Origin of the sequence: Geodermatophilus obscurus DSM 43160 (assembly GCF_000025345.1) — a bacterium.
Lineage (GTDB): Bacteria > Actinomycetota > Actinomycetes > Mycobacteriales > Geodermatophilaceae > Geodermatophilus > Geodermatophilus obscurus.
This window is the reverse complement of the sequence record NC_013757.1, coordinates 1,430,586-1,457,067: the sequence shown is the minus strand read 5'-3', so window position 1 is coordinate 1,457,067 and position 26,482 is coordinate 1,430,586. Positions and strand designations below refer to the sequence as shown.

General features: G+C 72.8%; 34 protein-coding genes. 16 read left to right on the top strand and 18 right to left on the bottom strand.

The genetic code is table 11. From position 1 onward, the window contains the following. Positions 1-306: 306 nt before the first annotated feature. Positions 307-765: a VOC family protein gene (locus GOBS_RS06915; protein WP_012947577.1), complete on the top strand. Its 459-nt coding sequence runs from the start codon at positions 307-309 to the stop codon at positions 763-765. 34 nt (positions 766-799) lie between these two features. On the opposite strand, the gene GOBS_RS06910 is transcribed toward GOBS_RS06915, so the two are convergent. The 4 genes from GOBS_RS06910 to GOBS_RS06895 form a co-directional block, all read right to left on the bottom strand. After that, complete coding sequence (locus tag GOBS_RS06910) at positions 800-1,627, bottom strand: nucleotidyltransferase domain-containing protein (RefSeq protein WP_012947576.1); 828 nt, start codon at positions 1,625-1,627, stop codon at positions 800-802. 555 nt (positions 1,628-2,182) lie between these two features. After that, positions 2,183-2,593, bottom strand: coding sequence for a DUF6069 family protein (locus GOBS_RS06905; RefSeq protein WP_208104404.1), 411 nt, complete (start codon positions 2,591-2,593; stop codon positions 2,183-2,185). A gap of 226 nt (positions 2,594-2,819) precedes the next feature. Next, complete coding sequence (locus GOBS_RS06900) at positions 2,820-3,611, bottom strand: SRPBCC family protein (RefSeq protein ID WP_012947574.1); 792 nt, start codon at positions 3,609-3,611, stop codon at positions 2,820-2,822. Continuing rightward, entirely contained in the window at positions 3,608-4,186 is a 579-nt protein-coding gene (locus GOBS_RS06895) for a winged helix-turn-helix domain-containing protein (protein ID WP_012947573.1), read from the bottom strand. The genes GOBS_RS06900 and GOBS_RS06895 overlap by 4 nt, the downstream gene beginning before the upstream one ends. A 600-nt stretch (positions 4,187-4,786) precedes the next feature. On the opposite strand from GOBS_RS06895, the gene GOBS_RS06890 reads away from it, so the two are divergent. Beyond that, positions 4,787-5,731 (top strand): diacylglycerol/lipid kinase family protein, encoded by a 945-nt coding sequence (locus GOBS_RS06890; protein ID WP_208104403.1) that lies wholly within the window; start codon positions 4,787-4,789, stop codon positions 5,729-5,731. Between the two features lie 366 nt (positions 5,732-6,097). Here the strand turns inward: GOBS_RS06890 and GOBS_RS06885 are convergent, their stop codons facing one another. Then, on the bottom strand, positions 6,098-6,727 hold the full coding sequence (locus GOBS_RS06885) for a recombinase family protein (RefSeq protein ID WP_012947571.1): 630 nt from the start codon (positions 6,725-6,727) through the stop codon (positions 6,098-6,100). 610 nt (positions 6,728-7,337) lie between these two features. Between GOBS_RS06885 and GOBS_RS06880 the strand changes: the two genes are divergently transcribed. The 6 genes from GOBS_RS06880 to GOBS_RS06855 all read left to right on the top strand — a co-directional run bounded on the left by GOBS_RS06880 (position 7,338) and on the right by GOBS_RS06855 (position 12,133). Next, positions 7,338-8,363: an AAA family ATPase gene (locus GOBS_RS06880; RefSeq protein ID WP_012947570.1), complete on the top strand. Its 1,026-nt coding sequence runs from the start codon at positions 7,338-7,340 to the stop codon at positions 8,361-8,363. A 201-nt stretch (positions 8,364-8,564) separates the two neighbouring features. Further along, complete coding sequence (locus GOBS_RS06875) at positions 8,565-8,759, top strand: BBE domain-containing protein (protein ID WP_166487317.1); 195 nt, start codon at positions 8,565-8,567, stop codon at positions 8,757-8,759. Positions 8,760-8,914: 155 nt separating this feature from the next. Next, the gene (locus GOBS_RS06870) at positions 8,915-9,202 is read left to right on the top strand and encodes a hypothetical protein (RefSeq protein ID WP_012947568.1); all 288 of its coding nucleotides are present in this window, start codon (positions 8,915-8,917) and stop codon (positions 9,200-9,202) included. Between the two features lie 205 nt (positions 9,203-9,407). Continuing rightward, entirely contained in the window at positions 9,408-9,848 is a 441-nt protein-coding gene (locus GOBS_RS06865) for a VOC family protein (RefSeq protein ID WP_012947567.1), read from the top strand. Between the two features lie 258 nt (positions 9,849-10,106). Next, positions 10,107-10,565 carry a VOC family protein gene (locus tag GOBS_RS06860; protein WP_012947566.1) on the top strand — a complete coding sequence of 153 codons (459 nt, stop codon included), beginning with the start codon at positions 10,107-10,109 and terminating at the stop codon, positions 10,563-10,565. Between the two features lie 782 nt (positions 10,566-11,347). Further along, positions 11,348-12,133, top strand: a complete 786-nt coding sequence (locus tag GOBS_RS06855) for a hypothetical protein (RefSeq protein WP_166487316.1) — start codon at positions 11,348-11,350, stop codon at positions 12,131-12,133. On the opposite strand, the gene GOBS_RS06850 is transcribed toward GOBS_RS06855, so the two are convergent. After that, positions 12,072-12,326, bottom strand: a complete 255-nt coding sequence (locus GOBS_RS06850) for a hypothetical protein (protein ID WP_166487315.1) — start codon at positions 12,324-12,326, stop codon at positions 12,072-12,074. The genes GOBS_RS06855 and GOBS_RS06850 overlap by 62 nt on opposite strands. Before the next feature lie 455 nt (positions 12,327-12,781). Between GOBS_RS06850 and GOBS_RS06845 the strand changes: the two genes are divergently transcribed. After that, a complete protein-coding gene (locus tag GOBS_RS06845) occupies positions 12,782-13,579 on the top strand; it encodes an alpha/beta hydrolase family protein (protein ID WP_012947564.1) in 798 nt (265 codons plus the stop codon). A 44-nt stretch (positions 13,580-13,623) separates the two neighbouring features. Here the strand turns inward: GOBS_RS06845 and GOBS_RS28045 are convergent, their stop codons facing one another. Then, positions 13,624-13,926 carry a hypothetical protein gene (locus GOBS_RS28045; RefSeq protein WP_279432650.1) on the bottom strand — a complete coding sequence of 101 codons (303 nt, stop codon included), beginning with the start codon at positions 13,924-13,926 and terminating at the stop codon, positions 13,624-13,626. A 9-nt stretch (positions 13,927-13,935) separates the two neighbouring features. Then, on the bottom strand, positions 13,936-14,241 hold the full coding sequence (locus GOBS_RS29485; RefSeq protein WP_208104468.1) for a TetR family transcriptional regulator: 306 nt from the start codon (positions 14,239-14,241) through the stop codon (positions 13,936-13,938). Between GOBS_RS29485 and GOBS_RS29480 the strand changes: the two genes are divergently transcribed. Continuing rightward, positions 14,179-14,613 (top strand): dihydrofolate reductase family protein, encoded by a 435-nt coding sequence (locus tag GOBS_RS29480; protein ID WP_166487586.1) that lies wholly within the window; start codon positions 14,179-14,181, stop codon positions 14,611-14,613. The two genes, GOBS_RS29485 and GOBS_RS29480, sit on opposite strands and share 63 nt — an antisense overlap. Before the next feature lie 256 nt (positions 14,614-14,869). Here the strand turns inward: GOBS_RS29480 and GOBS_RS06830 are convergent, their stop codons facing one another. From GOBS_RS06830 to GOBS_RS06815, 4 genes are all read right to left on the bottom strand, one after another. Further along, positions 14,870-15,277 (bottom strand): four-helix bundle copper-binding protein, encoded by a 408-nt coding sequence (locus GOBS_RS06830; RefSeq protein ID WP_012947563.1) that lies wholly within the window; start codon positions 15,275-15,277, stop codon positions 14,870-14,872. Between the two features lie 179 nt (positions 15,278-15,456). Next, positions 15,457-15,738 carry a hypothetical protein gene (locus tag GOBS_RS06825; RefSeq protein ID WP_012947562.1) on the bottom strand — a complete coding sequence of 94 codons (282 nt, stop codon included), beginning with the start codon at positions 15,736-15,738 and terminating at the stop codon, positions 15,457-15,459. 56 nt (positions 15,739-15,794) lie between these two features. Then, complete coding sequence (locus GOBS_RS06820; protein WP_012947561.1) at positions 15,795-16,574, bottom strand: SDR family NAD(P)-dependent oxidoreductase; 780 nt, start codon at positions 16,572-16,574, stop codon at positions 15,795-15,797. Between the two features lie 74 nt (positions 16,575-16,648). Beyond that, on the bottom strand, positions 16,649-17,464 hold the full coding sequence (locus GOBS_RS06815; protein WP_049788169.1) for a polysaccharide deacetylase family protein: 816 nt from the start codon (positions 17,462-17,464) through the stop codon (positions 16,649-16,651). A gap of 177 nt (positions 17,465-17,641) precedes the next feature. On the opposite strand from GOBS_RS06815, the gene GOBS_RS06810 reads away from it, so the two are divergent. After that, entirely contained in the window at positions 17,642-18,256 is a 615-nt protein-coding gene (locus GOBS_RS06810; RefSeq protein ID WP_012947559.1) for a maleylpyruvate isomerase N-terminal domain-containing protein, read from the top strand. A gap of 14 nt (positions 18,257-18,270) precedes the next feature. On the opposite strand, the gene idi is transcribed toward GOBS_RS06810, so the two are convergent. After that, positions 18,271-18,813, bottom strand: coding sequence for an isopentenyl-diphosphate Delta-isomerase (idi, locus tag GOBS_RS06805; RefSeq protein ID WP_041241977.1), 543 nt, complete (start codon positions 18,811-18,813; stop codon positions 18,271-18,273). Between the two features lie 131 nt (positions 18,814-18,944). On the opposite strand from idi, the gene GOBS_RS06800 reads away from it, so the two are divergent. Next, positions 18,945-19,778 (top strand): alpha/beta fold hydrolase, encoded by an 834-nt coding sequence (locus GOBS_RS06800; RefSeq protein WP_012947557.1) that lies wholly within the window; start codon positions 18,945-18,947, stop codon positions 19,776-19,778. A gap of 20 nt (positions 19,779-19,798) precedes the next feature. Here GOBS_RS06800 and GOBS_RS06795 read toward each other — a convergent pair whose 3' ends face one another. Together GOBS_RS06795 and GOBS_RS29240 are read right to left on the bottom strand one after the other, a co-directional pair. Further along, positions 19,799-20,065 (bottom strand): hypothetical protein, encoded by a 267-nt coding sequence (locus tag GOBS_RS06795; RefSeq protein WP_012947556.1) that lies wholly within the window; start codon positions 20,063-20,065, stop codon positions 19,799-19,801. A gap of 1 nt (position 20,066) precedes the next feature. Beyond that, positions 20,067-20,198, bottom strand: a complete 132-nt coding sequence (locus GOBS_RS29240; protein WP_279432642.1) for a hypothetical protein — start codon at positions 20,196-20,198, stop codon at positions 20,067-20,069. A gap of 88 nt (positions 20,199-20,286) precedes the next feature. On the opposite strand from GOBS_RS29240, the gene GOBS_RS06790 reads away from it, so the two are divergent. The 3 genes from GOBS_RS06790 to GOBS_RS06780 all read left to right on the top strand — a co-directional run bounded on the left by GOBS_RS06790 (position 20,287) and on the right by GOBS_RS06780 (position 23,265). Beyond that, complete coding sequence (locus GOBS_RS06790) at positions 20,287-20,472, top strand: hypothetical protein (RefSeq protein ID WP_012947554.1); 186 nt, start codon at positions 20,287-20,289, stop codon at positions 20,470-20,472. 47 nt (positions 20,473-20,519) lie between these two features. Further along, entirely contained in the window at positions 20,520-21,857 is a 1,338-nt protein-coding gene (locus GOBS_RS06785) for an MFS transporter (protein WP_012947553.1), read from the top strand. 289 nt (positions 21,858-22,146) lie between these two features. Then, on the top strand, positions 22,147-23,265 hold the full coding sequence (locus tag GOBS_RS06780) for an NAD-dependent epimerase/dehydratase family protein (RefSeq protein WP_012947552.1): 1,119 nt from the start codon (positions 22,147-22,149) through the stop codon (positions 23,263-23,265). Positions 23,266-23,402: 137 nt separating this feature from the next. On the opposite strand, the gene GOBS_RS25275 is transcribed toward GOBS_RS06780, so the two are convergent. Continuing rightward, entirely contained in the window at positions 23,403-23,630 is a 228-nt protein-coding gene (locus tag GOBS_RS25275; RefSeq protein WP_049788168.1) for a hypothetical protein, read from the bottom strand. 117 nt (positions 23,631-23,747) lie between these two features. Continuing rightward, the gene (locus GOBS_RS06770; protein ID WP_012947551.1) at positions 23,748-24,902 is read right to left on the bottom strand and encodes an acyl-CoA dehydrogenase family protein; all 1,155 of its coding nucleotides are present in this window, start codon (positions 24,900-24,902) and stop codon (positions 23,748-23,750) included. Positions 24,903-25,042: 140 nt separating this feature from the next. Here GOBS_RS06770 and GOBS_RS25270 point away from each other — a divergent pair, with 140 nt between their 5' ends. Beyond that, positions 25,043-25,549, top strand: a complete 507-nt coding sequence (locus tag GOBS_RS25270; protein WP_166487314.1) for an STAS domain-containing protein — start codon at positions 25,043-25,045, stop codon at positions 25,547-25,549. Between the two features lie 76 nt (positions 25,550-25,625). On the opposite strand, the gene GOBS_RS06760 is transcribed toward GOBS_RS25270, so the two are convergent. Continuing rightward, positions 25,626-26,480: an aldo/keto reductase gene (locus GOBS_RS06760; protein ID WP_012947549.1), complete on the bottom strand. Its 855-nt coding sequence runs from the start codon at positions 26,478-26,480 to the stop codon at positions 25,626-25,628. Positions 26,481-26,482: the final 2 nt, after the last annotated feature.

Here is a 26,482-nt window from a genome sequence, read left to right as displayed (position 1 = left end):
GCCAGCCAGGCACGGCCCTCGCATCGTGTCAAGGCAGTTGCGCGTGACGGCGTGGTCAGCCGACTTGGCCGAACCAGTCGATGCCCTCCAACCGGGCCAGTCCCGTATCGAGCCGCTCCGTCAGGCCGGACAGGGATCCCCTGCGGGACGGGTGCCTTCGACGGCCAGGTCGCCGAGGACGTCGCCGCTGACCGTTCGTCTTGCGGACGGCACTGAGGTGGATGACGAGCGCACCGATGAGTTCTCGTACGGCGACAGGTCTGTGCTGGCAGGACTACTGCCGAGGAGCGGATCGAGGAGTTGCGCATGAACTGGACGTTGGAGGTCGTGGTCGTGCCGGTGGCCGACGTCGACCGAGCCAAGGCCTTCTACGCCGACAAGCTGGGCTTCAACGTCGACCACGACATCAGCCCTCCAGGCCCGGGCAACCGGCTCGTCCAGCTGACGCCGCCGGGCTCCGGCTGCTCGGTCGTGATCGGCGAGGGCGTCGTTCCGCACATGCCTCCAGGCTCCCTCCAGGGCCTCCAACTGGTCGTCCCGCACATCGCTGAGGCACACGCGCAGCTCGTCGAGCGCGGAGTCGAGGTCAGCGAGATCCAGGCGTTGGGCAGCGACGAGAATGCGCTGCGTCAGGGCGGGACGGCACTCGACAACGTCGGGTTCGTGTTCTTCCGCGACCCGGACGGCAACGGCTGGGCGGTGCAGCAGATCTCCGCGCGAGGGTCTGTTTCGCCACCGGCAGCAGCGACGGCCGAGATCGGTTGACGACCCAAGGGATCGTGTGCCGTACGCCCATCGGCTACTGGGGTGGTTCGCAGGTGGCGCGGACGTCGTCGAGCAGCGCCTGAGCGGCGGTAATCGCTGCCTGCAGCTGGTCGGGTCGGTCCCCGAGACGGGCCAGGACGCCGTGGGCTCGGACGGTGAAGCCCGGTGGTGCCGCGGGTAGGCGCCCGGCCGAGGCGATCGCGCCCTTCTCGTTGACCAGCCACCGCCCGGCCCATCCGTGCAGGGCGTGCGCGCACAGCAGCACCGCACGGAACACGCAGCCGGCCACGTAGGCGGTATCCGCCCGTGACACCGCCTTGCGCGCGATGTCCAGGGTGAAGCCGGCCTCCCACAACCCCGCGACCAGGGCTCGGCCGAGCGTGACCGGATAGGTGGCCATCTGCTGTCGCAGGGCGGCCAGCTCCCCGGTGGGATCGGCCAACACTCGGGCGAGTGCGAGTTCTCCGGCGTAGGCGAAGTCCGGCACGCCCAGTGGGTGGCCGACCTGGGTGTGGAAGGTGAACTCGCCGTGCTGGGCCGCGGCCCAGCACGAGCGCACCCGGTCCACGTCCCGGTAGATCCAGTCCACCGCCGTGCCGTCGATCCGCAGCCAGGCTCCGCCGTCGACCCACGGCCCCCACGCCCCGGGCTCAGTCACCTGCGCACCGGGGCCGGCGAGTTCCCGCGCCAGCGCACCCAGCGCGTCGACGTCCAGGGGCCGGCGGTAGTACAGGCCCAGGTCGACGTCGGAGTCCCCGGTGTGCTCGCCACGAGCGCGACTGCCGCCGAGCACCACGCCGACCACGCCGGATACCTCGACCACGCGGTCGGCCAGGTCCACGAGACGCTGTTTACCGAGCACCGGGTCATCCTCACCGACCCGAGGTACCACCCAGCCGCCAACGCGGCGCCGGATGGGGATCGGTGACCGGGACGGGTTGCACCTGCGGTCAGGGGTCCTCGACAACGACGGCGTCGAACCACCGCCAGACCACGACCTCGCCGCCGCCGGCGTGGCCGCGAGGGCCACCGGGTGGCCGGGGACCACCCGCCCCGCGCGCGGCCTGGGGAAGACGGGGCGTAGGGCACCGTGGTCCGCTGGTTCTGCTCGACGATGGTGCAGGCCTCCTCGTCGGCGCCCACGACGATGGCCAGCCGCAGCGACCCGGCACGGTCGCCCTGCCGGGGTGAGTCGGTCATGCGCTCACCTTCTCGTGTCGTCAGGCGCGGACTCGACTGCGTTGGTCCGCTGCCACCTCAAGCGGCACGATTTAGGCAGTCCCAACTGGCCGCCGACCCCGCCCCGCAGGGGATCCCCTACCGGACGCCGACGCCGCGGTCACACGAAGTACGCGGACGTCGCCGTAGTCGGTTCGTCAATCGGTTCGAGTGCGGACGCTCCGCGCCAGGGTAGGGATCACCACCGTCGCGGCGACCAGGTGTAGGCCGAGGAGGGCGGTGGTGGTGGCGGGGTCTGTCGCGTCGAGGGCGGAACGAACGAGATCGCGGTTAGCGACCAGGCCGTCTGCGTGAATCGCCGGGACGGGCGAGCGCTCCACCGACGAAGGGCGGCGACGATGACGATGCCCACGACCGGGAAGAAGCCGGTCATCACGGCGAACCCAGCCAACGGGATCGGCCGGCCATCATTGGAGACCTCGAAGTCGACACCGCCTGCCTGAGCAAGCGCAGCGGCGAGGGTGGTGGCCGCCGTCGCCCCGAGCGTGGCGATGACGCCGGTGCCGACGAGCCTGCGGAGTCTGTGGGGGCGGGTGGTCTGGCCCGACGCCCGGCCCGCGACGACCGCGGTGTCGTTCGTGCTGTTCATGTCGTCCTCCCTCATCGGGTCACTGGCGTACAGCGCGTGCTGACTGGCACGTGACGGGTCCTGACCGCGGCGGTCCACCGGTCGGGTCGACCAGCTGACCGCCGGTGCGTTCGGCTGCGGAGCCGGGATGCGCGACGTCCCGCGGTCCACGCGAGCCTCCGCAGCCAGAGGCCCCCTCGCCGGCGTCCGCGGTCATGGGCTGCGGAGCCGGTTCCCGCGATGAAGGTCAGGCCGGGACGGAGAGCCCCCGCAACCAGGCCCGCCAGGCCGGCTCCTCGCGCCGCACGTAGTCCGCCGCGCCGGTGGAGAACAGGTATGCCCGCACGCCCGCCGTCGCCGTGCCGTCGCCGTAGCCGTAGGTGAAGGCGTTGAGCATCCCGGGCACCGGTGCGGTGAGCCGGACCAGCGCCTGCTGCTCCCCGACGCGCTCGACGGTGCCGGTGGCGCCGCGCACCTCGACGGGTGCGCCCTCCTCGCCCAGCCCGAGCGCATCGCGCAGGGTCGACCAGAGCGCCTCGGGGTCGCCGGGGTGGGAGGCGGTGACCTCGAGCTGCGTGGCCTCCTGGCCGGGGAAGTGCGCCAGGTAGAGGCGCAGGTTGTCGAAGAACGGCCGCCACTGGGTGCCCATGTCGGCCCACCACTCCTGCTCCCACTGGGCACCGGTGCCGAAGCCGCTGGAGGTGACGCGCACGACACAGGTGCCGCCGGAGGTCGCCTCGACGAGGAACTCCGACGTCAGCGGGCTGAGGGCGTCCGGGTCCCTGCCCATGAGGGCGGCCCAGTCCTCCTCGTACGCGATGCGGCGCGGCGAGTCCCAGCCCGTGACCTGGCCGTCCGAGCCCATCTCCGGGCCCATGCTGAAGTGCAGGGAGCCGCCCTCGCGCTCCTCCATCTCGGTCGGCAGGAACCAGGCGCTCATGCCCTTGGCGGTGGCGATGGCCTGCCAGACCTGCTCCGGGGTGCCCGGAACCTCGACGCTGAACTCCAGGCGGTACGGGACGTTCGGGGTCGTGCTCATGCGATCTCCTCAGGAAGGGGGTGGGCCGCGACGACGAGCCGATGCGGGCGCCCGTCGTCGTGGTGGTAGCGAGCGGCCAGGTCGAGCACCGCGGCAGTGAGGTCGTCGGCGAAGGCAGCGCGGTCGGCGGCCGACCGGAAGCCGATCCGGGTGTCGATGGTCAGCGTCGGCAGGCGCTTGCCGGACGTTCCGGCTCGGCGCGCCAGGGCGCCGACCTCGCGCACCAGCCGACCGGCCAGCGCGACGAGGTAGCCCGCCGACAGGTGGTCGGCGTTGGCGTCCGGGTCGGCCGCGGAAGCGCTGACGGCCGCCGGCGACACGACGTAGGACGCCGCCGACGCCTGCAGCACCCGCTCGGTGATGCCCCCGTGCCGGCGCTCCTCGGAAAGCACCGCCAGGCCGTGCGCCTCGAGCGCCTTGAGGTGGTAGTTGACCTTCTGGCGGGCGATGCCGACCCGGGCCGCGAGCCCGGCGGCGGAGGACGGGACAGCCAGCTCGCCGAGCAGCCGGGCCCGGACCGGATCAAGCGCGGCGGCGGCTGCCTCCGCGCTCTCGATGACCTCGACATCGCGCATGACGCCACCGTGCTCTTGACAAAAAGATCTGTCAAGGGACCTTGTCTCCCTCGCTTCGGTGGGGCGAGGAGCTGTCGGCGAGTGGGTGGCTTGAGTGCCTGATGTCCAGGGCGAACTGCGGCGGGTTCCAAGAGCGCTTCGATGACGACCCAGCCGATCTCGCGTCAGGGTTGGGCGATCCGGCCGCGCAACAGGTGATGACCTACATCCAGGGCTCACTGACGACCGAGATGTCCCGCGCTCGGTAAGGCGATCCTCTTGCGGGCGTCGTCAGGAGCCTGGGTCATGGGCAGCGAAGGTCGTGAGCCGCCAATCTCGACACCAACGTGGTGGACGACAGCCGGCTCGAGCTCCTCGTAGACGCCCGACTCAATTCCAGCGAACGCTGATCATCTGGTATTGCCTTGGAACTCAAAGGAGCGACTTGTGCTCGCCACGTCCCCTATGAGTTGCAACCCGTACAGCCTCTTGCCGAGTGAGGTCCTTCGGTAGCCCGTCCGCCAGGTCACGGGTCACGCTCGGCAGCCCCCTCCGACCGGCGGTCAGGTCGTGGTGCAGGCTGCCCGGGCAGCCATCTGCGCCGGGAGGACGGAGATCGTCGTGACGGGACCTGTGCACCAGCGGTCGAAGGCGGCGCTGGACGCTGACATCCGCGCCCGGCGCCGCACCGCGCTGGTCGTCAACGTCCGGTCCCGCCGGGGACGCCGTCACTTCGCGACGGTGCACCGGCGGCTGCAGGCCGCCATGGAGCTGGTCGACGTGCGCCCGGTCGCCGACCCCCGGGGCCTGCCCGAGGCGCTCGCCGCCGCGGCCGACAGCGGCGCGGACCTGGTGGTGGTGGGCGGCGGCGACGGCACGCTGAGCGAGGCCGCGCACCAGCTCGCTCACCGCGACGTCTGCCTCGGCGTGGTTCCGCTCGGCACGACCAACAACTTCGCCCGCAGCCTGGGCCTGCCGCTCCGCCTGCCCGCCGCCCTGCGCGTGCTCACCGGCGGCAAGGTCGCCGACGTCGACCTCGGCCACGTGGCCGGGCAACACTTCGCCAACCTGACCAGCCTGGGGCTGTCGGTGCAGGTCGCCGAGCACGTCCCGCACCGGCTGAAGCGGGTGCTCGGCCGCGCTGCCTACCCGCTGACCGCGCTCGCACTGCTGCCCGGCCACCGGCCCTTCACCGCGCGCCTGCGCATCGGCGACGAGGTCCACGAACTCGCGACCCACCAGCTCAACATCGCCAACGGCGGCCACCACGCCGGCCGGGCGATCGCCTCCGACACCGGCCTCGACGACCGCCAGCTGGTGGTGTACCGGCTCGGCCACGCCAACCGGCTCCGGCTGAGCCTCGCGACCGTCCGCCAGACGGTCATCGGGCCCCGCCGGCCGCTGGCCCGCACCCGGTACCTCACGACCCGCGAGGTGTGGTTGGAGACCGACCCGCCCCTCGCGCTCGACGTCGACGGCGAGATCCGCGGACGCACGCCCGTGCGGATCGCGCTTGAGGCCAACGCGCTGTGGGTGATGGTCGGCACGGGCTTCCCGGACCGCTGATCACTACTTGCCTGGCGATCATGGGCCTCTCCTGGGACGAGGAGCGCCGGCTCCTTGCGCGACGGGGCAGGGTGATTCGTCCGCACCGCCGCCCGCGTGGGTTTCCTGTTCTGCGCGTCAGTGACCGCGCCATGGAGATCGCTCGCGCCCTGCACGCGCGGACGTAGACCGAGCAGTTCTACGACCCGCCATACGCGGTCGTCGAGGACTCCGGCGGCTACCGAGACCCTGGGCGGCAGGGCGGAGACGTTATCCCGTCAGGGGAACCTTCTGCGGCACCGCGTGGTCAGGCCCGGCATGGGTAGTCGGCTTGTCCCGCAGAGTCGGGGCCTGCGGGACAACCCCAGCTCTCGCCTGCGGCTGAGCTCACCTGCTCATGCTCTCGATCACGGCCGCCGTCGGGTGACCGTTCGTACGGCCGCGGGCGCGGTCGCGTTCCAGGGCGCGGTAGACGGTGGAGCGGGCGACGCCGAACAGGTCGGCCAATTCGGCGGTGCTGTGCTCGCCCCGCCGGTAGAGGTCCACCAGGTGGGCCTCCTGGCGAGGGTTGAGCTTGGGCTGCTTGCCGCGCAGCTTGCCCTTGGCCTTCGCCACCCGCATGCCTTCGCGGGTGCGCAGCCGGATCAGGTCGGCTTCGAACTCGGCGACCATCGCCAACACGTTGAACAGCAGCCGTCCGACCGGGTCGTGCGGGTCGTACACCGACCCGCCCAAGCTGAGCCGGACCTGCCGGCGGGTGAGCTCTTCGGCGATGGCGCGGGCGTCGGGCAGCGAGCGGGCCAGCCGGTCGAGCTTGGTCACTACCAAGGTGTCACCCTCTCGGCAGGCGGCCAGCGCCTCGCGCAGGCCGGGGCGCTCGCGGTTGGTGCCGATCAGCCCGTGGTCGACGTAAATCCGACCTGAGTCGACGCCGAGCGCGAGCAGCCCGACGTGCTGGGCGGTCAGGTCCTGGGCGTCGGTGGACACCCGGGCGTAGCCGATCAACAGCGCCGTCATGGCGCACCTCCACAGGCAGGCCGAAGCCGGCGCTCCGGTGCACCGGGTCACCGGCGACGGCCGCAGCCGCTACCCGCGGACGGTGATCACCACGGACAGCCCCAGCGTGCCTGTCAGGACATAGATCACCCGAGCAGGTGAACGAGTCGACACCCCAAGGAGATCCCTTACGAGACACATCGGCGACCGGCTGCCCCTGCCCTCCCAAACGTCGCCGTAGCAGGTTCCCGAATCGGTCCCATCCGTGACGAAGACGACCTCAGGGGACACACCACCGGTGCGACGCCCTCGCAGGGGCGTCGCCTCCCGTCGCGTGAAGGCCGCACTGGCAGCTCCGGACCATCCGCTGCGCGGGAAACGTCTGCTGCTGCGGCTGTAGCGCCCCCGGAACGCCTCCCGCCTTTCGAGGCGTTCAGCGACCCCGACATCCAGCGCTGCTATAGGGACAGCGCACGTCTACACCGAGCATGACGCCGCTGCCTACCACCGCGCCAAGGAACCGGTCAGCGCCGGACGAGGGCTGCGGTGAGCGCTCATCGACCCCCACCGAGACCAACTCCTGGGCTCTCATGATGGGTTATCCGCCTCTGTGGCCACCTAGGCTCCCGGCATGGCTTCCAACCGCAAGCCACTCGATGACCTGCGTGAGACTGTCGGTCGCCTGGGCGATCAACTTCCGCGGCCCGGTCGGCGGGGCGTGGACGACCTGGTGAGCGACCTCTTCGGCGGCCGCCCCGGGCCGGCTCGGCCGCTCTCGGCGGTGCAGGCGGAGCTCGATGGGCTCGTCGGACTAGAGACGGTGAAAGAGCAGGTGCAGGCGCTCGTCGCCTTCCTGCAAGTGCAGGCGCGCCGCAAGACACACGGCCTGCCCGAGGTGGCGACGTCCCAGCACCTCGTGTTCCTCGGAAACCCGGGCACCGGCAAGACCACGGTGGCGCGGCTCCTGGCCGAGATGTACCGAGCGGTCGGCTTGCTGCAGAAGGGCCACCTGGTGGAGGTCGATCGGGCCGCTCTGGTCGGGCAGTACGTCGGTGCGACCGCAATCAAGACCGACCGCGTAATCCGCCGGGCACTCGACGGCGTCCTGTTCATCGACGAGGCCTACTCGCTGGCCCCAGAGGGCGACGGCCGGCTGGACTTCGGACCCGAGGCAGTCGAGGTCCTGCTCAAGCGCATGGAGGATCACCGCCATCGCCTGGTGGTGATCGTGGCCGGCTATCCCCGGCTCATGGAGTCGTTCCTGCTCTCGAACCCCGGCCTCCGCTCCCGGTTTGCTCGCGAGGTGAGGTTCCCCGACTACTCGACGGACGAACTCGAAGCGATCTTCGCGATCATCGTGGCCCAGCACGAGTACGCGCTGGAGCCTGGCGCCGAAGCGACGCTCCGCCGCATCCTCGGTGGCCTCCGCCCTGGTGAAGAGTCCGGCAACGCGCGCTTCGCCCGCACGCTGTTCGAGCAGGCGCTCAACCGCCAGGCGCTGCGGCTGACGCGCAATAAGGACCGGAGTGTGGATGCGCTCGACCGTGCCGACGTAACGACGCTCACCGCGGACGACGTTGCTGAGGCTGCCCGCGCGCTGGGCCAGGAGCCAACGCATGAACCCGAGCCCTCTCGATGGCAACGCTGGCTCGAGTGACGTCCAGGACGTCGGCGACGTCACGGCTGTAACCCAAGCTTCAGGCGAACTCCCGGCCGCGTGTTGACAGCGCTAGACCTTCAGCCATCGCAGGAGTGGAGACACGGCCACGCTCGTCGTCGCGAAGGGAATCCCTGCGGGACAACCCGACTACCCATGGCGGGCCTGACCGCGAGGTACCGCAGAAGGTTCGTCCGTGGCGTGTCCACCGACATGGAGCCCCTCGCCACCAGAGGCCAGTACGTCAACTTCCAGGGTCAGGAGCTGGCGGGGCACCGCGCGGTCGACGCCCGCACGGTCTTCGGACCGACGAAGTACCGGCAATTTGTCGACACGAAGAGGCGCTTTGACCCCGAGAACCTCTTCCACGTCAACCACAACATCCCGCCGAAGTGAAGACGGGGCACGGGCGGGGATGACACACCGCTGAGCGGCCCACTCGGGGACAAGCCAGGCAACGGGCTGCCGGGACCTTGTGCCGTCGTCCTTCCCGCGCAGAGAGGCGGACACTCCTGCCCGAATGGCCCGTAACGGTCAGCTGGGAGGGCACGGTGCATGCGGTCATCCGGCACTACAGGGGCAACGCGCAGTTCTTCGACGAGTTGGAGCGGCGGACCGATGAGGTGGAGCAGGTCATCCGGGGAGTGCCCGGGTTCGTCAACTACGTCCTGGTGAGGACGGCGGACGGCGGTTTCAGCGTCGGCGTCTATCAGGACAAGGCCGGAACGGACGAGTCCACCCGCGTGGCGGCGGACTGGGTCAGGCAGAACCTGCCCCAGCTGACGGTGAGCCCGCCCGAGGTCATCGAGGGCGGTGTGATTCTCCACCTGGGCGGCTAGTGCGAACGACACGGCGGCGCACCCCCGGCGGAGGACTAGGGAACTCGACCGTCCCTGAGGCCGCCCTTCAGGGACAGCACGAGGACCTCAGTGTCAGTCCGCCGTCCCCGAACAGGGATCCTCAAACGGCGTCTCTTGGCGCCATCCACGATGGAAAGGCACGCTGTCGATCCGCCAGCGCGCTGCGGCGTTAGCGTGCGCCCCCATGCCCATCAAACTGGAGAACGTCGCCATCGCCGTCCGCGACCTTGAAGCCGCCATCGCCTTCTTCACCGACCTCGGCCTGACGGTGCTCGGACGCGCACGGATCAGCGGCGAGTGGGCTGACATCGCCGTCGGCCTGGACGGCAACACCGCCGACATCGCCGTGCTCCAGACACCCGACGGTAACGGTCGCATCGAGATGTTCCAGTACGTGCACCCGGAGGCAATCGAGGCCGAGCCCGTCCAGCCGAACACCATCGGCATGCACCGCGTCGCCTTCACCGTCGACAACATCGACGCCGCCCTCGAGGTCGCCGCCGAGCACGGCTGTCACCCGCTCCGTGGCGTCGCCATCTACGAAGACGTCTACAAGCTCACCTACCTCCGCGGCCCCAGCGACATCCTCGTGATGTTCGCCGAGGAGCTGCAGAAGGCGGACTGACCACGAGTCCCCGGACCCGCAACCCCCTCCCGCCGAATGATCGAGTTCCCTCGGCTCGCTTGCAGGACGGGACTGCCCCGCAAGGCGATCCCCTGCGGGACGGCGGCCAGCTCGTTGACCGGCGGCCTCCAGTGCGCCGGTCGCCGTTCGTCTTGCGGACGGCGCTGAGGTGGATGACGAGCGCACCGATGAGTTCTCGTACGGCGACGGGTCTGTGCTGGCAGGACTACTGCCGAGGAGCGGGTCGAGGAGTTGCACATGAACTGGACGTTGGAGGTCGTGGTCGTGCCGGTGGCCGACGTCGACCGAGCCAAGGCCTTCTACGCCGACAAGCTGGGCTTCAACGTCGACCACGACGTCAGCCCTCCGGGCCCGGGCAACCGGCTCGTCCAGCTGACGCCGCCGGGCTCCGGCTGCTCGGTCGTGATCGGCGAGGGCGTCGTTCCGCACATGCCTCCAGGCTCCCTCCAGGGCCTCCAGCTGGTCGTCCCGGACATCGCTGAGGCACACGCGCAGCTCGTCGAGCGCGGAGTCGAGGTCAGCGAGATCCAGGCGTTGGGCAGCGACGAGAATGCGCTGCGTCAGGGCGGGACGGCACTCGACAACGTCGGGTTCGTGTTCTTCCGCGACCCGGACGGCAACGGCTGGGCGGTGCAGCAGATCTCCGCGCGAGGGTCTGTTTCGCCACCCGCAGCAGCGACGGCCGAGATCGGTTGACGACCCAGGGGATCGTGTGCCGTATGCCCATCCCTATCCGGGGACAGCCGGCTGAGGCCCGCGGCCTGTCTCCGAGGCGGCCTCACGGCCTCCGCTGTCGGTCGTCCGGCGCCACTCCTGCCGGCGCCTGAACTGGACTGGCGGCACCAATTGCTCAGCAGCGTGGGGGGCGGGGATAGGCGCCTCAGCTGCGACTGGAACAGCAAGTACTCCAACAGCTCCGGAGACACCGCGAACCGCTTCGCCACCTGCCTCATCCAGGCGAGGAACACGCCGTACCGGTCACCCGATGAAGGAACTGCGCTCGGCCGGCAGACGTGGCACCGGAGCGCGCCACCGTGGCGGGCAACTCCTCGACGCCAGTGCGGCTTCGAGCCGGCACCGGAGCCCGTAGGTCCCTCCGGAGTCCTACGGATGTGGAACGCCTGCATCGGGGGCCACGGTGGGAGGGTGGCTGGAGGCGTCGAGGACCGCTGGTTCCTGGTCGAGCTGCACGCCACCCGGCTTACTGGCGACGAGGCGGAAGGCATGTCCCGCGCGCTGCGCCTCGCGGTCGGCCGGCTGCAGACCGTGGATTCCACGGGTGCAGTGACTGGGCGCGGTGGAGGTGCACCACACCTGATCCGCCCCGTGCTCCCCCCTCGCCGCCGACCCGACCGACGTGGACCGGGCCTGCCAGATCGCAGGACCGTCGCAGGCACCCGTCCGGGAGGTCGCCGACCTGCCGCCCGGTGCGCTCCCGCACCGGGCATTCCCTGTCGCTCCGCACTGGAGACAGCACCATGTCCACGCACCGACCCACCAGCTCTCGCCTCGGGGACGACCCGGCTCCCGGCAGCGCCACCGCACCCGCACGAGGACCCGAAGTACTGCACGAGAGGAACGGGACGACCGCACCGATGGTGGCGGCCTGGATCCGCGCCGGACTCATGGGGCTGCCCCTCTACGGGCTGCTGACGCTGTGGGCCGCCCGCGAGCCCCAGCCGAACCCCGCCGAGGAGTACGAGGCGTGGTCGCGGTTCGTCACCGCGCCGGAGTACGTCCTCACGCACGTGCTGGGCAGCGGGCTCGGTCTCATCTTCGTGATCTTCGGGACCTTCGCCTTGAGCGCCTACCTGCTCCGCACGCGCGCCGCGCGCCTCGCTCTGTGGGCGATGACCGTCGCGGTGTTCGGCCAGTGCATCTTCTTGTTCTTCACCGGCGTCTCCGCGTTCGGTCCTCCGCTGGAGGGCCAGGCCTACTTGGCCGGGATGAACCTCGACGAGCTCCCCACCAGCACGGCGGACGACGCGCAGGCGCTCGTCATGCTGGCCGCGATCCTCCTGGGCTTCGTCGGCAACGTGCTCCTCGGCATCGCCATGTGGCGTTCCGACACGCTCACCGTCTGGCCGGGGGCGCTGTGGATCTTGGCAGCGCTGCTCATGTACCCCTTCGGGATCATCCTCGGCGCCCTCACCACCGGGGCCACGCCCCCCACCGTCCTGGTCGGTGCAGGCCTCGTCACCATCAGCGGTGCGTGGGTGGTCTGGCGCGCGCGAAGGGACCAGTCGCGGCGGACGGACGCGTGAGTGCAGGGCAGCACGCTTCGTGAGCCCGGCTCTCCCGGGATGTGTCGACGGCCAGCAGCGGACCATGCGAGTGCCAGGTGAGCAGGTCGTCGGAGGAGAAGCCGAGCCAGTCGTTCATCTCGTAGGTCTGCCCGTCCGGCGGCGCCTCGTCGTGGCCGGTGTAGAGGTAGACCGCCCCGTCGTAGACCAGCACGGCGGGATCCCACGCGTGAGCCTCCGTGACGATCGGATCCCCGACCAGGACGCCCTGTCCGTGCGATACGCGCGCGCCGGCGGATCTCATCGAGGGCTCATTCGAGTTCACGGCCTTCCTCGTCCTCGTCGCGCTCGGGACCCAGGCCGTGCAGGTACACGGGCGATGCCATCGGGCGCGGCACCGGCACATGCGTGGGAAGGACGAACCCCGTCGAGGACGTGTGGATGGACAAGGTCGTCGGGCGCTCCCAGTGGTGACCGCCGTGACGACCTGACTCGGCTCAGCTCGGGGCCCGGCCGCCTCGGCGTGGACCGAGTCGCACGGCGAGCGCGGCCGGGGCCGGACCTGCACGTGGCGCCCGGTCGCCTGCCGCGCTGATCGCGCCGGTAGCGCGACTTCCGCGGGTGGCGCAATCCGAATCCCGGCACGCTGCTCAGACCTACCGTGGGCGCATGCACCCACCGATCACGGGCACGGCCGCCGGCGTGCCTTTCACGGCGTTGCCGCCGGCCGACGACGGCCCCGCGCCGCTGATCGTCACCTGGCACATGCTGGACCCACCGAGGTCGGACGCCGCGTTCGCTGCCGCGTTGCCGATGAACGACCTGCCCGCGTGGCGGGTGCATCTCGGCATGCCGATGTGCGGTGCGCGCATGGTCGACGGCAGCACGGACGCCATCGTGGAGCTGTTCAGCAGAGACGCCCTGATGTCCTTCCTGTACCCGTTCGTCCGACAGGCGACCGAGGAGTTCCCGGCCGCGCTGGCGTCGATCCGTGCGCAGCTGCCGGTCGGTGACGGCCCGATCGGTGTGCTCGGCGGCTCGCTGGGTGGTGCCGTCGCGCTGCGGATCCTCGCCGACACCGAGATCCCGGTCTTCGCCGGCGCCGTCGTGAACGGCGCCATCCGGATGCGCTCCGTCGTCGACCTGTTCCCAGGCGACTACCCGTACGACACCGAGTCCGAGGAAGCCGTCGACAGCCTGGACTTCGTCGCCAAGGCGGGCGTCATCGCCGGTCGCGCGCCCCTGCTGGTCATCAGCGGCGAGCTGGATCACCCGGCGCTGCGTGTCGACGCGTCGAGCCTCGTCGACGCGTTGGGGGAGAGTTCCGAACTGCTGTCGATCCCTGGGTTGGCGCATGCGCTCGCCGATGAGCCCGGCATCGAGCCCGCGCCGCAGCTGCCGTTGGCCCGCGAGGTGGACGCCGGCCTCACCAGGTGGTTCCGGCGCCACCTCGCGGATGCGCGCTAGCGGGAACAGCCGGACGCTCGAACAGGCACCCGACGAGGATCGGCCTACGGCACAGTCGGGGCAGGTCCAGACGGCGGTTCAGGATTGGCGTCGAGGATGCGCTGGACGACTGCAGCGACGACGGTGTCAGCATCCGGGCCGGTGAGGCCCTGGAGGACCTCGGGCAGCGTCAACTGCTCCAGGATGAGCCAGTTGAGAGCCAGGTAGAGCAGCACCGCGGTGGTGGCGTCCCCGGGCAAGCCGGTGTCCACGTGGTAGGCGATGGTGGATTCCAGGGCCGCGCGAACGGTGGCGGTGAGCACCTGGCGCAGGGCTGGGCGGCGGGTGGCCTCCAGGCGCAGCTCCAGCAGTGCCAGTTAGCCGGTGCGGTAGGCAGCGATCCGCTCGGTCAGTTCGTGCACGAGCTCGACGACACGCTGGCGGTCCCGCAGCCCGCTCAGACCGCTGGCCAGGGTCACTGCATCCGGGGTCAGGCGCTGGTAGATGCGCCCCCCGGCCTGGGTGAACAGCTCATCGCGAGAGGTGAAGTAGTTCGAGGTGGTGCCTGCCGGCACGCCCGCTCGGGTGTCGACTGCGCGGAAGGTCAGCCCGCGGGCGCCCTGGTCGGCCAAGACCTCGATCGCGGCGTCGACCAGCGCGGCCCGCCGTTCCGCGTTGCGCATGTCGCCCTTCCGCCCGCTCGCACCAGTCCAACTGTAGGTGGACACACAGTCGACTACTACTGTGCCTGTAGTGGTTGCGGGCAGCCCGTCCGGGGCGTCCGCAGGGAGGAGTTTCCCGACCCCCTCGGCCTGGTTCGCCAGCTGAAGCAGGAGGACGGCGCCGGGATCTGGCTGGCCGGCGGAGGCAGGCTGGCCGGAGCACTGCTGGATGAGATCGACGAATTGGTCGTCAAGCGCTACCCCGTGGTGGTCGGCGCCGGCATCCCGGTCATCGCCGCCGACCATGCCACTGCGCTGCCCTTCGAGATAACCGACGAGCGCACCCTGGTCGGCGGTGGCACGGTCACCACTCACGCCCGCGCGAGGGCATGACCGCGGCCTGCCGGCCGCGGGGCGGCCACGCACGGGCCCTGGCCCGGTCGGCTCAGCGCGCTCGTGCGGCGTGTCGAGGGTCAGCAGCTCCGCCGACCGCCTGGCTCCGGGGTCGTTCGTGCCGAGCCACTGCCGGACACCACGAGTCCTGCGCCGTCGTGTGACGGGCTGCACCAGGACGGCGGCGCCAGCAGGAGGCCGGACGCCGTGACGCACGCCGTCCGGCCTCCTGGTGCCACCCGGGCCCGGCCCGCGCTCAGCCGAGGGAGTCGATGAGCTCCCGGCAGGCGCTCTGGCAGCGCCGGCAGGCCTCGGCGCAGATGCGGCAGTGCTCGTGCATCTCGGCGTGGCCCGCGCACTCGTCGCCGCAGGCCTTGCAGGCCGCGGCGCAGGCCTCGAGGACGGCGCGGGTCAGGTTGGCGTCGTAGCCGGTGTGCCGGGAGAGCACCCGGCCGGTGGTGTCGCAGACGTCGGCGCAGTCGAGGTTGGTGCGGATGCACGTCCGCAACTGGTCGACCATCTCCTCGCTCAGACAGGCGTCCGCGCAGGCGGTGCACGACTGGGCGCACTCGAAGCAGGCCTCGATGCAGGCGGCAAGCTTCTGCCGGTCGATGCCCCCGAGGTCGGCGGGGTAGGTCTCGAGCATCTGGCTGGCAACGGTCACTGGTCTGTCCTCCGTAGCCCCACGCACGCACGGGGCAGGCTCGCGGCCGGCGGTCGGACGACCGCCGCTGGAGCGGGTACCCAGACCGGCGTACGGACAACGGGCTGGTCGACCTCCGCTGCTCCGCCTGCGGGGAGGACACGTTGTGACCCGGCTGCCCGGACACCGGCGTCACGGCGTCAGCGCTCGTCCTCCCCGGGCAGGGAGCTGAACCGGGCGCTGAGCCCGTCACCCTGGTCGCCGCCCTCACCCGGCAGCGGCGCCTCGTCCTCGGCCGCGCGCACGACGGCGTCGTCGGCGAGGTCGTCCTCCCGGTCGCCCGGGGCGTCCCGCTCGAGTTCCTCGAGCACCCGGCGCTCGTCGTCGGTCAGGTCAGCAGGCCCGAGGTGCTCCCCCGGCTCACCGGCGTCCGACCCGCTGGCCATGGCCGAGTCGGGTGTGGGGTCGTCCGGGCTGGTCATCGTCGTCTCCTCGGGACGGGTGCCGGGTCAGCGCGGGAGGTCCGGCTGCGCTCCGGTCATCGGGGGAAGTTGGGTTCCAGGCGCGGCATGATCTGCATCTCCGGCACGAAGGCCGCCGGGTGCAGCGTCACCAGGTAGCGCACCATCTGCGCGACCGCCGACGGCGGCATCATCAGGTGGGCCGGGATGCCCCACTGCTCCATCATCGGCGTGTCCATCGCCGCGGGGATGACCGCCTGCACGCGGCACGGGAAGGGCCGCTCGACGCCGTCCGCACCGCGCACCGCCTTCTCGCGCAGCTCCCGCTGGATGCACCTGGTGGCATTGAGGAACCCGGCCTTGGAGCCGTTGTAGGCGATCGCGCCGCTGCCCGAGGTGATCGCCGACAGGCTCACGATGTGCACCACGTCGGCGGTGCGGCCCTCCGGCAGGTGCTGCACCCGCTTCATGAACTCGCTGGTCAGGAAGACCGGCCCCTCGCAGTTGACCGCCTGCACCCGCTGGTAGTCCGCGAGGTCGATGTCGGTGATGTAGCCGGGCCGGTCGATGCCGGCGACGTTGGCCAGGACGTCGAAGGCGTCGCCGTGCACGTCGAAGAGCTGCTGCACCACCGCGCGGCGGCTCGCGTCCTCGGTCACGTCGAGCGCGACGACCTCCGCCGACCCGCCCGCGTCGGCCACCAGCTTCGACGTCGCCTCACTGCCGGCCGGGTCGATGTCGGCGATCGCCACGTGCGCACCGGCCTCGGCCAGTGCCACGCAGGTGGCCCGGCCCAGTCCGCTCGCGCCGCCCGTGACGAGGGCGACCCGTCCCTGCAACGCCCTGCTGTCGGCCATCCGCTCCTCCGTCTGTCGATCGGGATGTCGCCGACCAGCCTGGTGGATGCGGCCGCCCGTCGCAGGTCGGACGATCACGCAGTGGCCGCCCTCCCGGACGCCGTCCGAACCCCGCCCAGGCCCGTGCTCCACACGTCGGCGAGCGTCACCGTCTGCAGCCCGCGCTCGGCGATCAGTTCCAGCAGCTCGTCGTAGACGGTGGTGATCGTCGGCTGGTTGACGTGGCCCACGATGACCGCCTGCGCGGTGAACCACTCGCGCGCGGCGGCCATGAGCTCGGCCGGGGTGAGCAGCCGGTTGTCCTCCAGCGTGCCGTTCCACATGACGATCGTCGGGTGCCCGAGGTCGGCGCTGATCCGGTCGACCCGGTCGTCGTGCGACCCGAAGGGCGGGCGCATGAACGGCGTCCGGACGCCGAAGGTGCTCTCGATCCAGTCCCGGTTGCGGCCGATCTCCTCGGCGATCCCGTCCTCGGAGAGGGTGGTCAGGTCCGGGTGCGACCAGGTGTGGTTGCCCAGCGCGACCTGTCCGGAGTCGACGAGCGGCTGCAGCCGGTCGGCGTTCTCCTCCCAGGAGGAGTAGCGGCCGTTGGGGAAGAGGGTCAGCCGGACGCCGGAGTCCTCGGCGAACCGGCAGACCGACCCGACGACCTCCGAGCTGGTGCCGTCGTCGAGGGTCAGCGCCAGCGAGGTGCCCTCACCGGGCAGCCGGTCCACCACCCCCGTCGGCGTGGGCAGCACGCCGGGCAGCGCGGGCGCGCTCGCCGGTTCGGCCGCCGCGGCGGTGCTCATCGGCGCCCGCGTGGGGTCGACGAGGCCGACCGTGCCACGGCCCACGGCCGTGCCGGCCAGCCCCGCGGCGAGGAAGAGGAGGAACCGTCGGCGCTCCATGCGGCGGACGCTAGGGAGGGACACGTGTCCGCCCGGGCACCGACACGAGGCCCCCGAGTGGCCGGTACCGTCCGCGCCCCGACGGTCACCGGCCGTGCTCGGCGTCTCGCGATGCGCGCCGCATCCGCCGTCCGCGGCCTGTCCGCGCCCGGCCGCGTCGGGGCTAGCGTCGCCCGCATGGACGTCGCGTGGGACGACTCGCGGCGGGCGTTCGCCGACGCCGCGCAGTGGTTCGTCCGGACGGCCGCCCTCGTCGGCGACCGGTGGTCCCGGCCCGCCCTGGGCGAGTGGGACGTCCGCGCCCTCGTGGGCCACACGAGCCGCTCGCTCCTGACGGTGGAGACCTACCTCGCCCGCCCCGCCGCGACCGTCGAGGTGGCCTCGGCCGGTGACTACTTCCGTGCGACGCGCGCAGTGGCCGCCGATCCGGCTGTCGCGGCGCGCGGACGGGACGCCGGGGCCGCCCTGGGCAGTGACCCGACAGCCGCCGTGGCGGAGATCGCCGGGCGCGTGCTCCCGCTCGTCGAGGCCCGGAAGGGCACGGAGCTGGTGACGACGATCGCGGGTGGCATGCGGCTGGCGGACTACCTGCCCACGCGCACGTTCGAGCTGGCGGTCCACACCGCGGACCTCGCCACTGCACTGGGGGCGCCCCTGGACGTCCCGGCGACGGCTGCGTCGCAGGCACTGCGGCTGGTCGCCGACCTCGGCTCCTCCGAGGGCCTCGCCGGCCCGCTCCTCCTCGCCCTCACCGGCCGGACCGGCCTCCCCGCGGGCTTCTCGGTGCTCTGATGCGGGCCGGACGGTCAGCCGACCGGGACCAGCCCCGCCTCCTCGATGAGGCGGGCCTGCTCGCGGCACCACGGTGACCAGGCGTCGGGGTCCTGGGTCTCCTGCCGCTCGCGGAAGGTCGCCCAGTCCAGCAGCTCCCACTCGCCGACCTCGCCGGGGTCCGGCGCCGGGGTGCCGGCGAAGCGGCCCAGGTAGACCGGGCAAACCTCGTTCTCCACGACGCCGCGGAACTCCGCGCGGTAGCGGTATCCGGGCAGCGCCGGGCGCAGCTCGTCGACCTGCAGGCCCAGCTCGAAGGCGGCGCGGCGGGCGATCGCCGCGGCGTCGTCCTCACCGGGGCCGGGGTGGCCGCAGACGGTGTTGGTCCACATGCCCGGGAAGGTCTGCTTCCCCTCCGCGCGGCGGGTGACCAGCAGCCGGCCGGCCTCGTCGAACAGGTACGCCGAGAAGGCCCGGTGCAGCGGCGTCTCGCCGTGGTGCACCAGCGGCTTGGGCATCGCGCCGATCGCCGTCCCGTCGTCGTCGAGCAGGACGATGAGCTCCTCCGAGGCCGTCACTCGTCCATTGTCGACCTGCCGGGCCACCACCGGCGATCCGACCTGGCCGTCACCGTCCTCACGGGGCGCGGCGGAGCGGCGACCACCGGGACCGACTGGCGGCGCACCGGAGCACCAGGCACCGTGCCGGGGTGGACAGCTTCACGCGCGACGGTCTGGTCTTCGACGTCCGGGACGGCGGCCCGGCCGACGGCGAACCGGTCGTCCTGCTGCACGGCTTCCCGCAGGACGCCGCCTCCTTCACCGCCGTGGCCGACCGGCTGCACGGCACCGGGCTGCGCACCCTGGCCGCCGACCAGCGGGGCTACTCCCCCGGCGCCCGGCCGTCGGGCCGCGCGGCCTACCGGCTGCGGGAGCTGACCGCCGACGTCCTGGCGCTGCTCGACGCCGCCGAGCTGGGCAGCGCGCACGTCGTCGGGCACGACTGGGGCGGCATCGTCGGGTGGGCGCTCGCCGCCTGGCACCCCGAGCGGGTCCGCACGCTGACCGCGCTGTCGGTGCCGCACCCGGCGGCGATGGCCAGGGCCTTCGTCACCAGCGACCAGGCGCTGCGCTCGTGGTACATGGGGCTGTTCCAGCTGCCGGTGCTGCCCGAGCGGCTGCTGCTGGCCGGGGACGGCGCGGCGCTGCGCCGGGTGCTGCTGACCAGCGGCCTGTCGCCCGAGCTCTCCGAGCACTACGTGCGGCGGATGCAGGAACCGGGCGCACTCAGCACCGCCCTGGCCTGGTACCGCGCGCTGCCCCTGGACGCCCGCGACCCGGTCGGCACGGTGCGCGTGCCGACGCTGCACCTGTGGAGCACCCGCGACTTCGCCCTCGGCCGCACCGCGACCGAGCAGACCCGGCGGTTCGTCGACGCTCCCTACCGGCTCGAGGTGCTCGAGGGCCTCCCGCACTTCATCCCCGAGCTGGCGCCCGACCGGGTCGCCGAGCTGGTCACCGAGCACGTGCGCGCCCACGGCTGACGGGCGCTGCCCGCTGCCGGTCAGCCCCGCGCGGTCACCTCGTCGGACTCCCGCAGCCCCGCTGCGGCGAGCGCGGTGGGCAGGCCGTTGTCGTGGCGCTGGAAGCGGGTGATGACGCCGTCGGTCACCAGGACCCGCGCGGCGACGACGGCCCGGCCGCGCTCGGCACCCGTCGCCGGGTCTGCCCAGGTGGCGTCCTGCTCGACGACGACGTCCCCGCCGGCACCGCAGAACCAGCGCAGCGGGCGGGCGCGGAACCCGGCCCGCGCCAGCCACGGTCCCAGCACCTCACGGCCCCGCACGCTGCCCCGCGGCCCCGACGACCTCCAGGTCCGGCGCGCACAGCGCCATGGCGGCCGCGGCGTCGGCCCGGTCCACCGCGTGCAGCCAGGCCTTGACTACCGCGAGCTGTCCCGTCACGACCGCGACCGTAGCCCGCTGCCGCATGGAGTGCGCCTCCCCCGGGCACACCCGGGACCCGTCCGCAGCCGACCCCCGGGAGCACCCCGTGACGACCACCCGCACCCGCCGCTGGCGCCTCGCCGCCGCCGGCGTCGCCCTCGCCGCGACCTCGTTCACCACCGCCGCGTGCGGCTCCGACGTCGTGGACGACGGCGTCGAGCAGGAGGTCGAGGACGCCGGCAACGAGGTCGAGGAGGAGGTCGGGGACACCGACCAGGACAACGACGGCTGACCCGCCCGCCGCGTGACCGCCGACGGCGCGGGGTACGGCGCCCGCCCGTGAGATCCGACGCGACCACCACCTCGGCGACCCGAGCGGAGCGGCTGGACCGGCTGCCGTTCACCCGCGAGCACGGCCGGCTCGTGGTGGGCTCCGGCCTGGGCTGGGCGCTGGACGCGATGGACGTCGGCCTCATCTCCTTCGTGATGGCCGCGCTCGCCGTCCAGTGGTCGCTGACCCCGACCGAGCTGTCCTGGATCGGCTCCATCGGCTTCGTCGGGATGGCGCTGGGCGCCACGCTCGGCGGCCTGCTGGCCGACCGCATCGGCCGGCGGCAGGTCTTCGCACTCACCCTGCTGGTCTTCGGCGTGGCCACCGGCGCCGCCGCGCTGGCGTGGTCGGTGGCCTCGCTGCTGGTGTTCCGCTTCCTCATCGGGCTGGGGCTGGGCGCCGAGCTGCCGGTCGCCTCGACGCTGGTCAGCGAGTACGCCCCGGCCCGGGTGCGCGGCCGCGTGGTCGTGGCGCTGGAGGCGTTCTGGGCGGTCGGCTGGCTGCTGGCGGCGCTGATCGGCTATCTCGTCGTCCCCGGCAGCGACGACGGCTGGCGGTGGGCGCTGGCGCTGGGCGCCGTCCCCGCGCTGTACGCGGTGGTCGTGCGCCGGGGGCTGCCGGAGTCGGTGCGCTTCCTGGAGCTGCGTGGCCGGACCGACGAGGCCGAGGCCGCGGTGCGCCGGTTCGAGTCGGCGGCCGGGGTCGACCCGGTGCCGTCGGCCCCGGCGCGGCCGACGCCGGCACCGCGACCCGGCGCGCTGTGGGCGGTGGGCTCCCGCCGGCGGACGGCGGCGCTGTGGGCGGTGTGGTTCGGCATCAACTTCGCCTACTACGGCGCCTTCATCTGGCTGCCGACGCTGCTGGTCGCCTCGGGCTTCTCGCTGGTGCGCTCGTTCGGCTTCACGCTGCTCATCACGCTCGCCCAGCTGCCCGGCTACGCCGCCGCGGCCCTGCTCATCGAGCGGTGGGGCCGCCGGCCGACGCTGGTGGTGTTCCTGCTCGGCTCCGCCGCCGGCGCCGGGCTGTTCGCAGTGGCCGCCGGCGACACCGCGGTCCTGGTCACCGGCATGGTGCTGTCGTTCTTCAACCTGGGGGCCTGGGGCGCGGTCTACGCCGTGACGCCGGAGGTCTACCCGACCGCACTGCGGGCCACCGGCGCCGGCGCCGCCGCAGGCTTCGGGCGCCTCGCCTCGATCGCCGCCCCGCTGTGCGTGCCCCCGCTGCTGACCGCCGGCGGCAACGGCCTGGTGTTCGGCACCTTCGCCGCCTTCTTCGTGGTCGCCGCGCTGGCCGCCTGCCTGCTGCCGGAGCGCCGCGGCCAGTCGCTGGAGACCCCCGTCGGCTGACGCGCCCGCCGCGCCCCCGTGATCATCGGCGTGCGGCGGCCGTGCTCGGCGTGTCGACCAGCCATCTGCCGATGATCACGAGGGGCTGCCGGCCGCCGTGCGCAGAGCTCCGTGCAAAGGGGGCAGCCTGCTGGTGCCGCGCCTGGTCGGGGCGGCGGGGACCCCGCCGGGTTCTGGGCGGCCGCCCGGGCGCTGCTGCTCGTCGCGCTGGTGTCCCTGCGGCTGCGCCCCCGGCACTCCGGACCGCAGACGCCGGGTACACCGGCCGCGGCGGGGGTAGCGGCGGGACATGGCTGAACCCACCCGCGACCGCCTTCAGGGCCTGAAGATCGCCGTCACCGGCGCCAGTGGCAACGTGGGGACGGCGCTGTTGCGCCGGCTCACCGCGCCCGGCAGCGGCGTCGCGGAGGTGCGGGGGCTGGCCCGGCGGCAGCCGCCGAGCCTCGCTCCCTACGACGGCGTCCGGTGGCACCTGGCCGACCTCGGCGAGACCCGCAGCGAGCACGAGCTCACCCGCTTCCTCGACGGCGTCGACGCCGTCGTCCACCTGGCCTGGGCGATCCAGCCGGGTCGGCAGCCGGAGCGGCTGCACCGCGTCAACGTCGAGGGCACCCGCCGGCTGGCGCGCGCGGCCGCGGCCGCGGGCGTGGGCCACGTCGTGCACCTGTCCTCGCTCGGCGCCTACGCCGCCGGCGGCGGGGACCGGGAGGTCGCCGAGGACTGGCCGGTCACCGGCATCCCGAGCTCCCAGTACAGCCGCGACAAGTCCCAGGCCGAGCTGGTGGTCCGCGAGCTGCTCGGCTCCCGGGAGGGGACGACGCTGACCGTCGTGCGCCCGACGCTGGTGCTGCAGCCGGAGGCCAGCAGCGAGATCGGCCGGTACTTCCTCGGGCCGCTGCTGTTCGGCGCCGCCCGGCTGCTGCCCGGCCAGGTGGCCAAGCTGCTGCCGCTGCCGCTGCCCGCGCTGCGCGTGCAGTTCGTGCACGCCGACGACGTCGCCGACGCGCTGGTGGCGATGCTGGACCGCCGGGCCGGAGGGCCGTTCAACCTGGCCGCCGAGCCGACGTTCGACGCCGACGCCCTGGCACGCGCCCTCGGCTCGGTGCGGGTGCCGGTACCGGCGATCGCACTGCGGACGGCATTGTCGGCCGCCTTCCACGCCCACCTCGTGCCGACCGAGCCCGGCTGGCTCGACCTCGGCACCCAGGCGCCGGCGCTGGACAGCAGCCGCGCCCGCCGGCTGCTGGACTGGGTGCCGGCCCACAGTGGCGACGACGTGCTGCGCCAGTTCGTCGCCGCGCTCGGCCGCGGCGAGGGTGCACCCGGCCCGCTGCTGAGCCCGGCCGGCGGGCCCGAGCGCGACCCCGCCGGCGACCCGGCCAACGTCCCCGGACCCCGCGCGACCTGAGGGTCCGACCGTGCCGATCGACTTCTCCGCGCCCGCCAACCGCGACACCTACGCCGGCCGGGAGGCGGACGACTCGTGGCGCGGCGCGGTGCACGCGGTCGTGGACCTGGCGGCCTCGACGTGGTCCTCGGCCTCCCCTACCCGGCCCGCTCGGCGGTGGCCGTGCTCGGCAGCGGCGTCGGCGGCGTCACCGAGCTGGAGCCCGAGCGGCGGGGCCGGGGCGCGGGCGCTGCCCTGGTGGCCGCCGCGCTGGGGCAGGTGCTCGCCGGCGAGCTCGTCGTCGCCGCGGTGTCGCCGGGCAACGCGGCCGGCCTGCGGGCGCTGCTGGCCGCCGGCTGCTCCCCGTCGGCTCGCTGCAGCTCCACTCGCGCTGATCCGGTTCCCGCACCGTCCACGCGCCCACCTCGGCGCGGACGGCGGCGCCGACCAGCGGGAGGACCCGTCCCCTCACCCCTCGCAGGGCTCGGCAGGAGGACCCTCCTTCAGCCCCGCGGCATGCCGGCGTCCCGGAGCAGCCCGCCGCCGATGATCACCCGCTGCACCTCGCTGGTGCCCTCGTAGAGCCGGTAGAGCCGGGCGTCGCGGTAGAAGCGCTCGACCGGTGTCGTCCGCAGGTAGCCCAGGCCGCCGTGCACCTGCACCGCGCGGTCGACGGCCCGGCCGACCATCTCGGTGCAGAAGAGCTTGGCCGACGACGGGCCGATCGAGGTGTCCTCGCCGGTGTCGTAGCGCGCGGCGACGTCGCGGACCATCGCCCGGCCGGCCAGAAGCTCGGCGTGCGTGTCGGCGAGCTGCGCCTGCACCAGCTGGAACCGGCCGACCGGGGCGCCGCCCTGCTTCGCGGTCGCGGCGTAGGCCACCGACTCGTCCAGCACCCGCTGCGCCATCCCGACGCAGAGCGCGGCGATGTGCAGCCGGCCGCGCGAGAGCACGGTCAGCGCCTTGGCGTAGCCGCGGCCCTCCTCGCCGATGAGCGCGTCGGCGGGCACACGGGCGTCGTCGAGGAACACCTCGGCGGTCCAGGCGCCGGCCTGGCCCATCTTCTTGTCGCGCGGACCCACGGTGACCCCGGGCGCCTTCGCGTCGACGACGAAGCTGGAGATCCCGCGCCCGCCCTTCTCGGCCGGGTCGCTGCGGGCGAAGACGACGAAGAGGTCGGCGATCGGCGCGTTGGTGATGTAGCGCTTCGTCCCGTTGAGCACCCAGCCGTCGCCGTTCCGCCGGGCGGTGGTGCGCAGCCCCGCCGGGTCCGAGCCGGCCTCGGCCTCGGTCAGCGCGAAGGAGCCGATCAGCTCGCCGGACGCCAGCCGCGGCAGGTACGTCTTCCTCTGCTCGTCGCTGCCGAACTTCGCGATCACCTGGCCGGCGATGCCGTTGTTGGTGCCGAACAGCGAGCGGAAGGCCGGTGTGGTGTAGCCGAACTCGAAGGCCAGCTCGACGTCCTCGGCCATCGTGACGTCCAGGCCGCCGTGCTCCTCGGGCAGCGCGTAGCCGAACAGGCCCATCTCGGCGGCCCGGGCGCGCAGCTCGTCGGGGATGCGGTCCTCGTCCTCGATGCGCTCCTCGAGCGGGACGACCACCTCCCGCACCAGCTGCCGGACGGCGTTCCTGACCTGGCGGAAGTCCTCGGCGTCCACGCCGACATGGTGCCGCGCGTCACGCCCGGCCGCAGCGGGTCCCCGGCGGTTGCACACCGCGCTGTGCAACCGCGCGAGCACCGTTTGTCGTCACCGGCGTTGCGGCGTTAACGTAGGGTGACCGCCCGAAACCGCTGGCGGTGCAGCACACCCCTGCCGAGGTACCCGTGCCGCACCTGCAGACCGCAGTTGTCCACGCTCCTGACCAGGTCGTCGTCCGGCTGACCGGCGACGTCGACGTGGTGGCCGCTGACCGGCTCACCAGGACCCTGCAGGAGGCTGCGGTCGGCGGGCGCGGAGCGGTGGTCGTGGACGTCGCCGGCGCCTGCTTCCGCGACTGCGCGGGCCTGCAGGTGCTGGCCGTGTTCACCGACGCGCTGATCCCGGCCGGCCGCCGCTGCCGCATCGTGGGCGCCCCCGCGGCGACCCGCCGCCTCGTCCGCTCCGCCGGGCTCGGGGAGCGGCTGGAGCTCGACGGCCCCGTGGACGCCGGGGACCCGCGTCCCGCCGTCCCGCTACCCTCGGCCCGCACCCCGTCCCCGGTGCGCCGCGCGGCTCTGCCGTACCAGGTGCGGCCCGCGCGGCGCGCCGAGGAGCGGCCGGGCCGGCGCCGACTGCGTCCCGGGTCGCTGCGCCGCTGGCGCTGAAGAAGGACCCCGCCCTCCCCATCCTTCGCAAGCTCAGGGCGGGACCCGGGACGGGGGCACTCCGGCGGATCCCCCTTCAGGCCAGCGCGTCCAGCCGGGCCATGTCCTCGTCGGAGAGACGCAGCTGCGCCGCACCCAGGTTCTCCGTCAGGTGCTCGACGGACTTGGTGCCGGGGATCGGCAGGACGACCGGCGACGTGTGCAGCAGCCAGGCCAGCGCCACCTGGGACGGCGTGGCGTCCAGCTCGCGGGCGATGTCGGCGACCGGGCTGTCCGGCGCGGCCAGGTCACCGGTCGCGATCGGGAACCACGGGATGAAGCCGATGCCGTGCTCGGTGGCGTGGTCGAGGACGTCCTGCGACTGGCGGTTGGTGAGGTTGTAGAGGTTCTGGACGCTGACGACGTCGACGATCGAGCGGGCCTCGTCCAGCTCGGCCACCGACACCTCCGAGACGCCGATGTGGCGGACCTTGCCCTCCTCCTGCAGCTCCTTGAAGGCGCCGAGCTGGTCGGCCAGCCGCACCTCGCCGTCGATGCGGTGAAGCTGGATGAGGTCGATGCGCTCCAGCCGCAGCGTGCGCAGCGACAGTTCCACCTGCTGCTTGAGGTAGGCCGGGCGGCCGACCGGCGTCCAGATGCCCGGGCCCTGCCGGGTCAGGCCGGCCTTGGTCGCGATGACCAGGTCCTCCGGGTAGGGGTGCAACGCCTCGGCGATGATCCGCTCGCTGACCACCGGGCCGTAGGAGTCGGCGGTGTCGATGAAGTCGACGCCCTGCTCGACGGCGGCGCGGACGACGCGGCGGGCGTTCTCCGGGTCGGCCGGCTCGCCCCACACGCCGGGGCCGGGCAGCTGCATGGCGCCGTAGCCGAGGCGGTGGACGGGCAGGTCCCCGCCGATCGAGAAGGTGTCGCTGGGCGCGACCGTGGTCATGC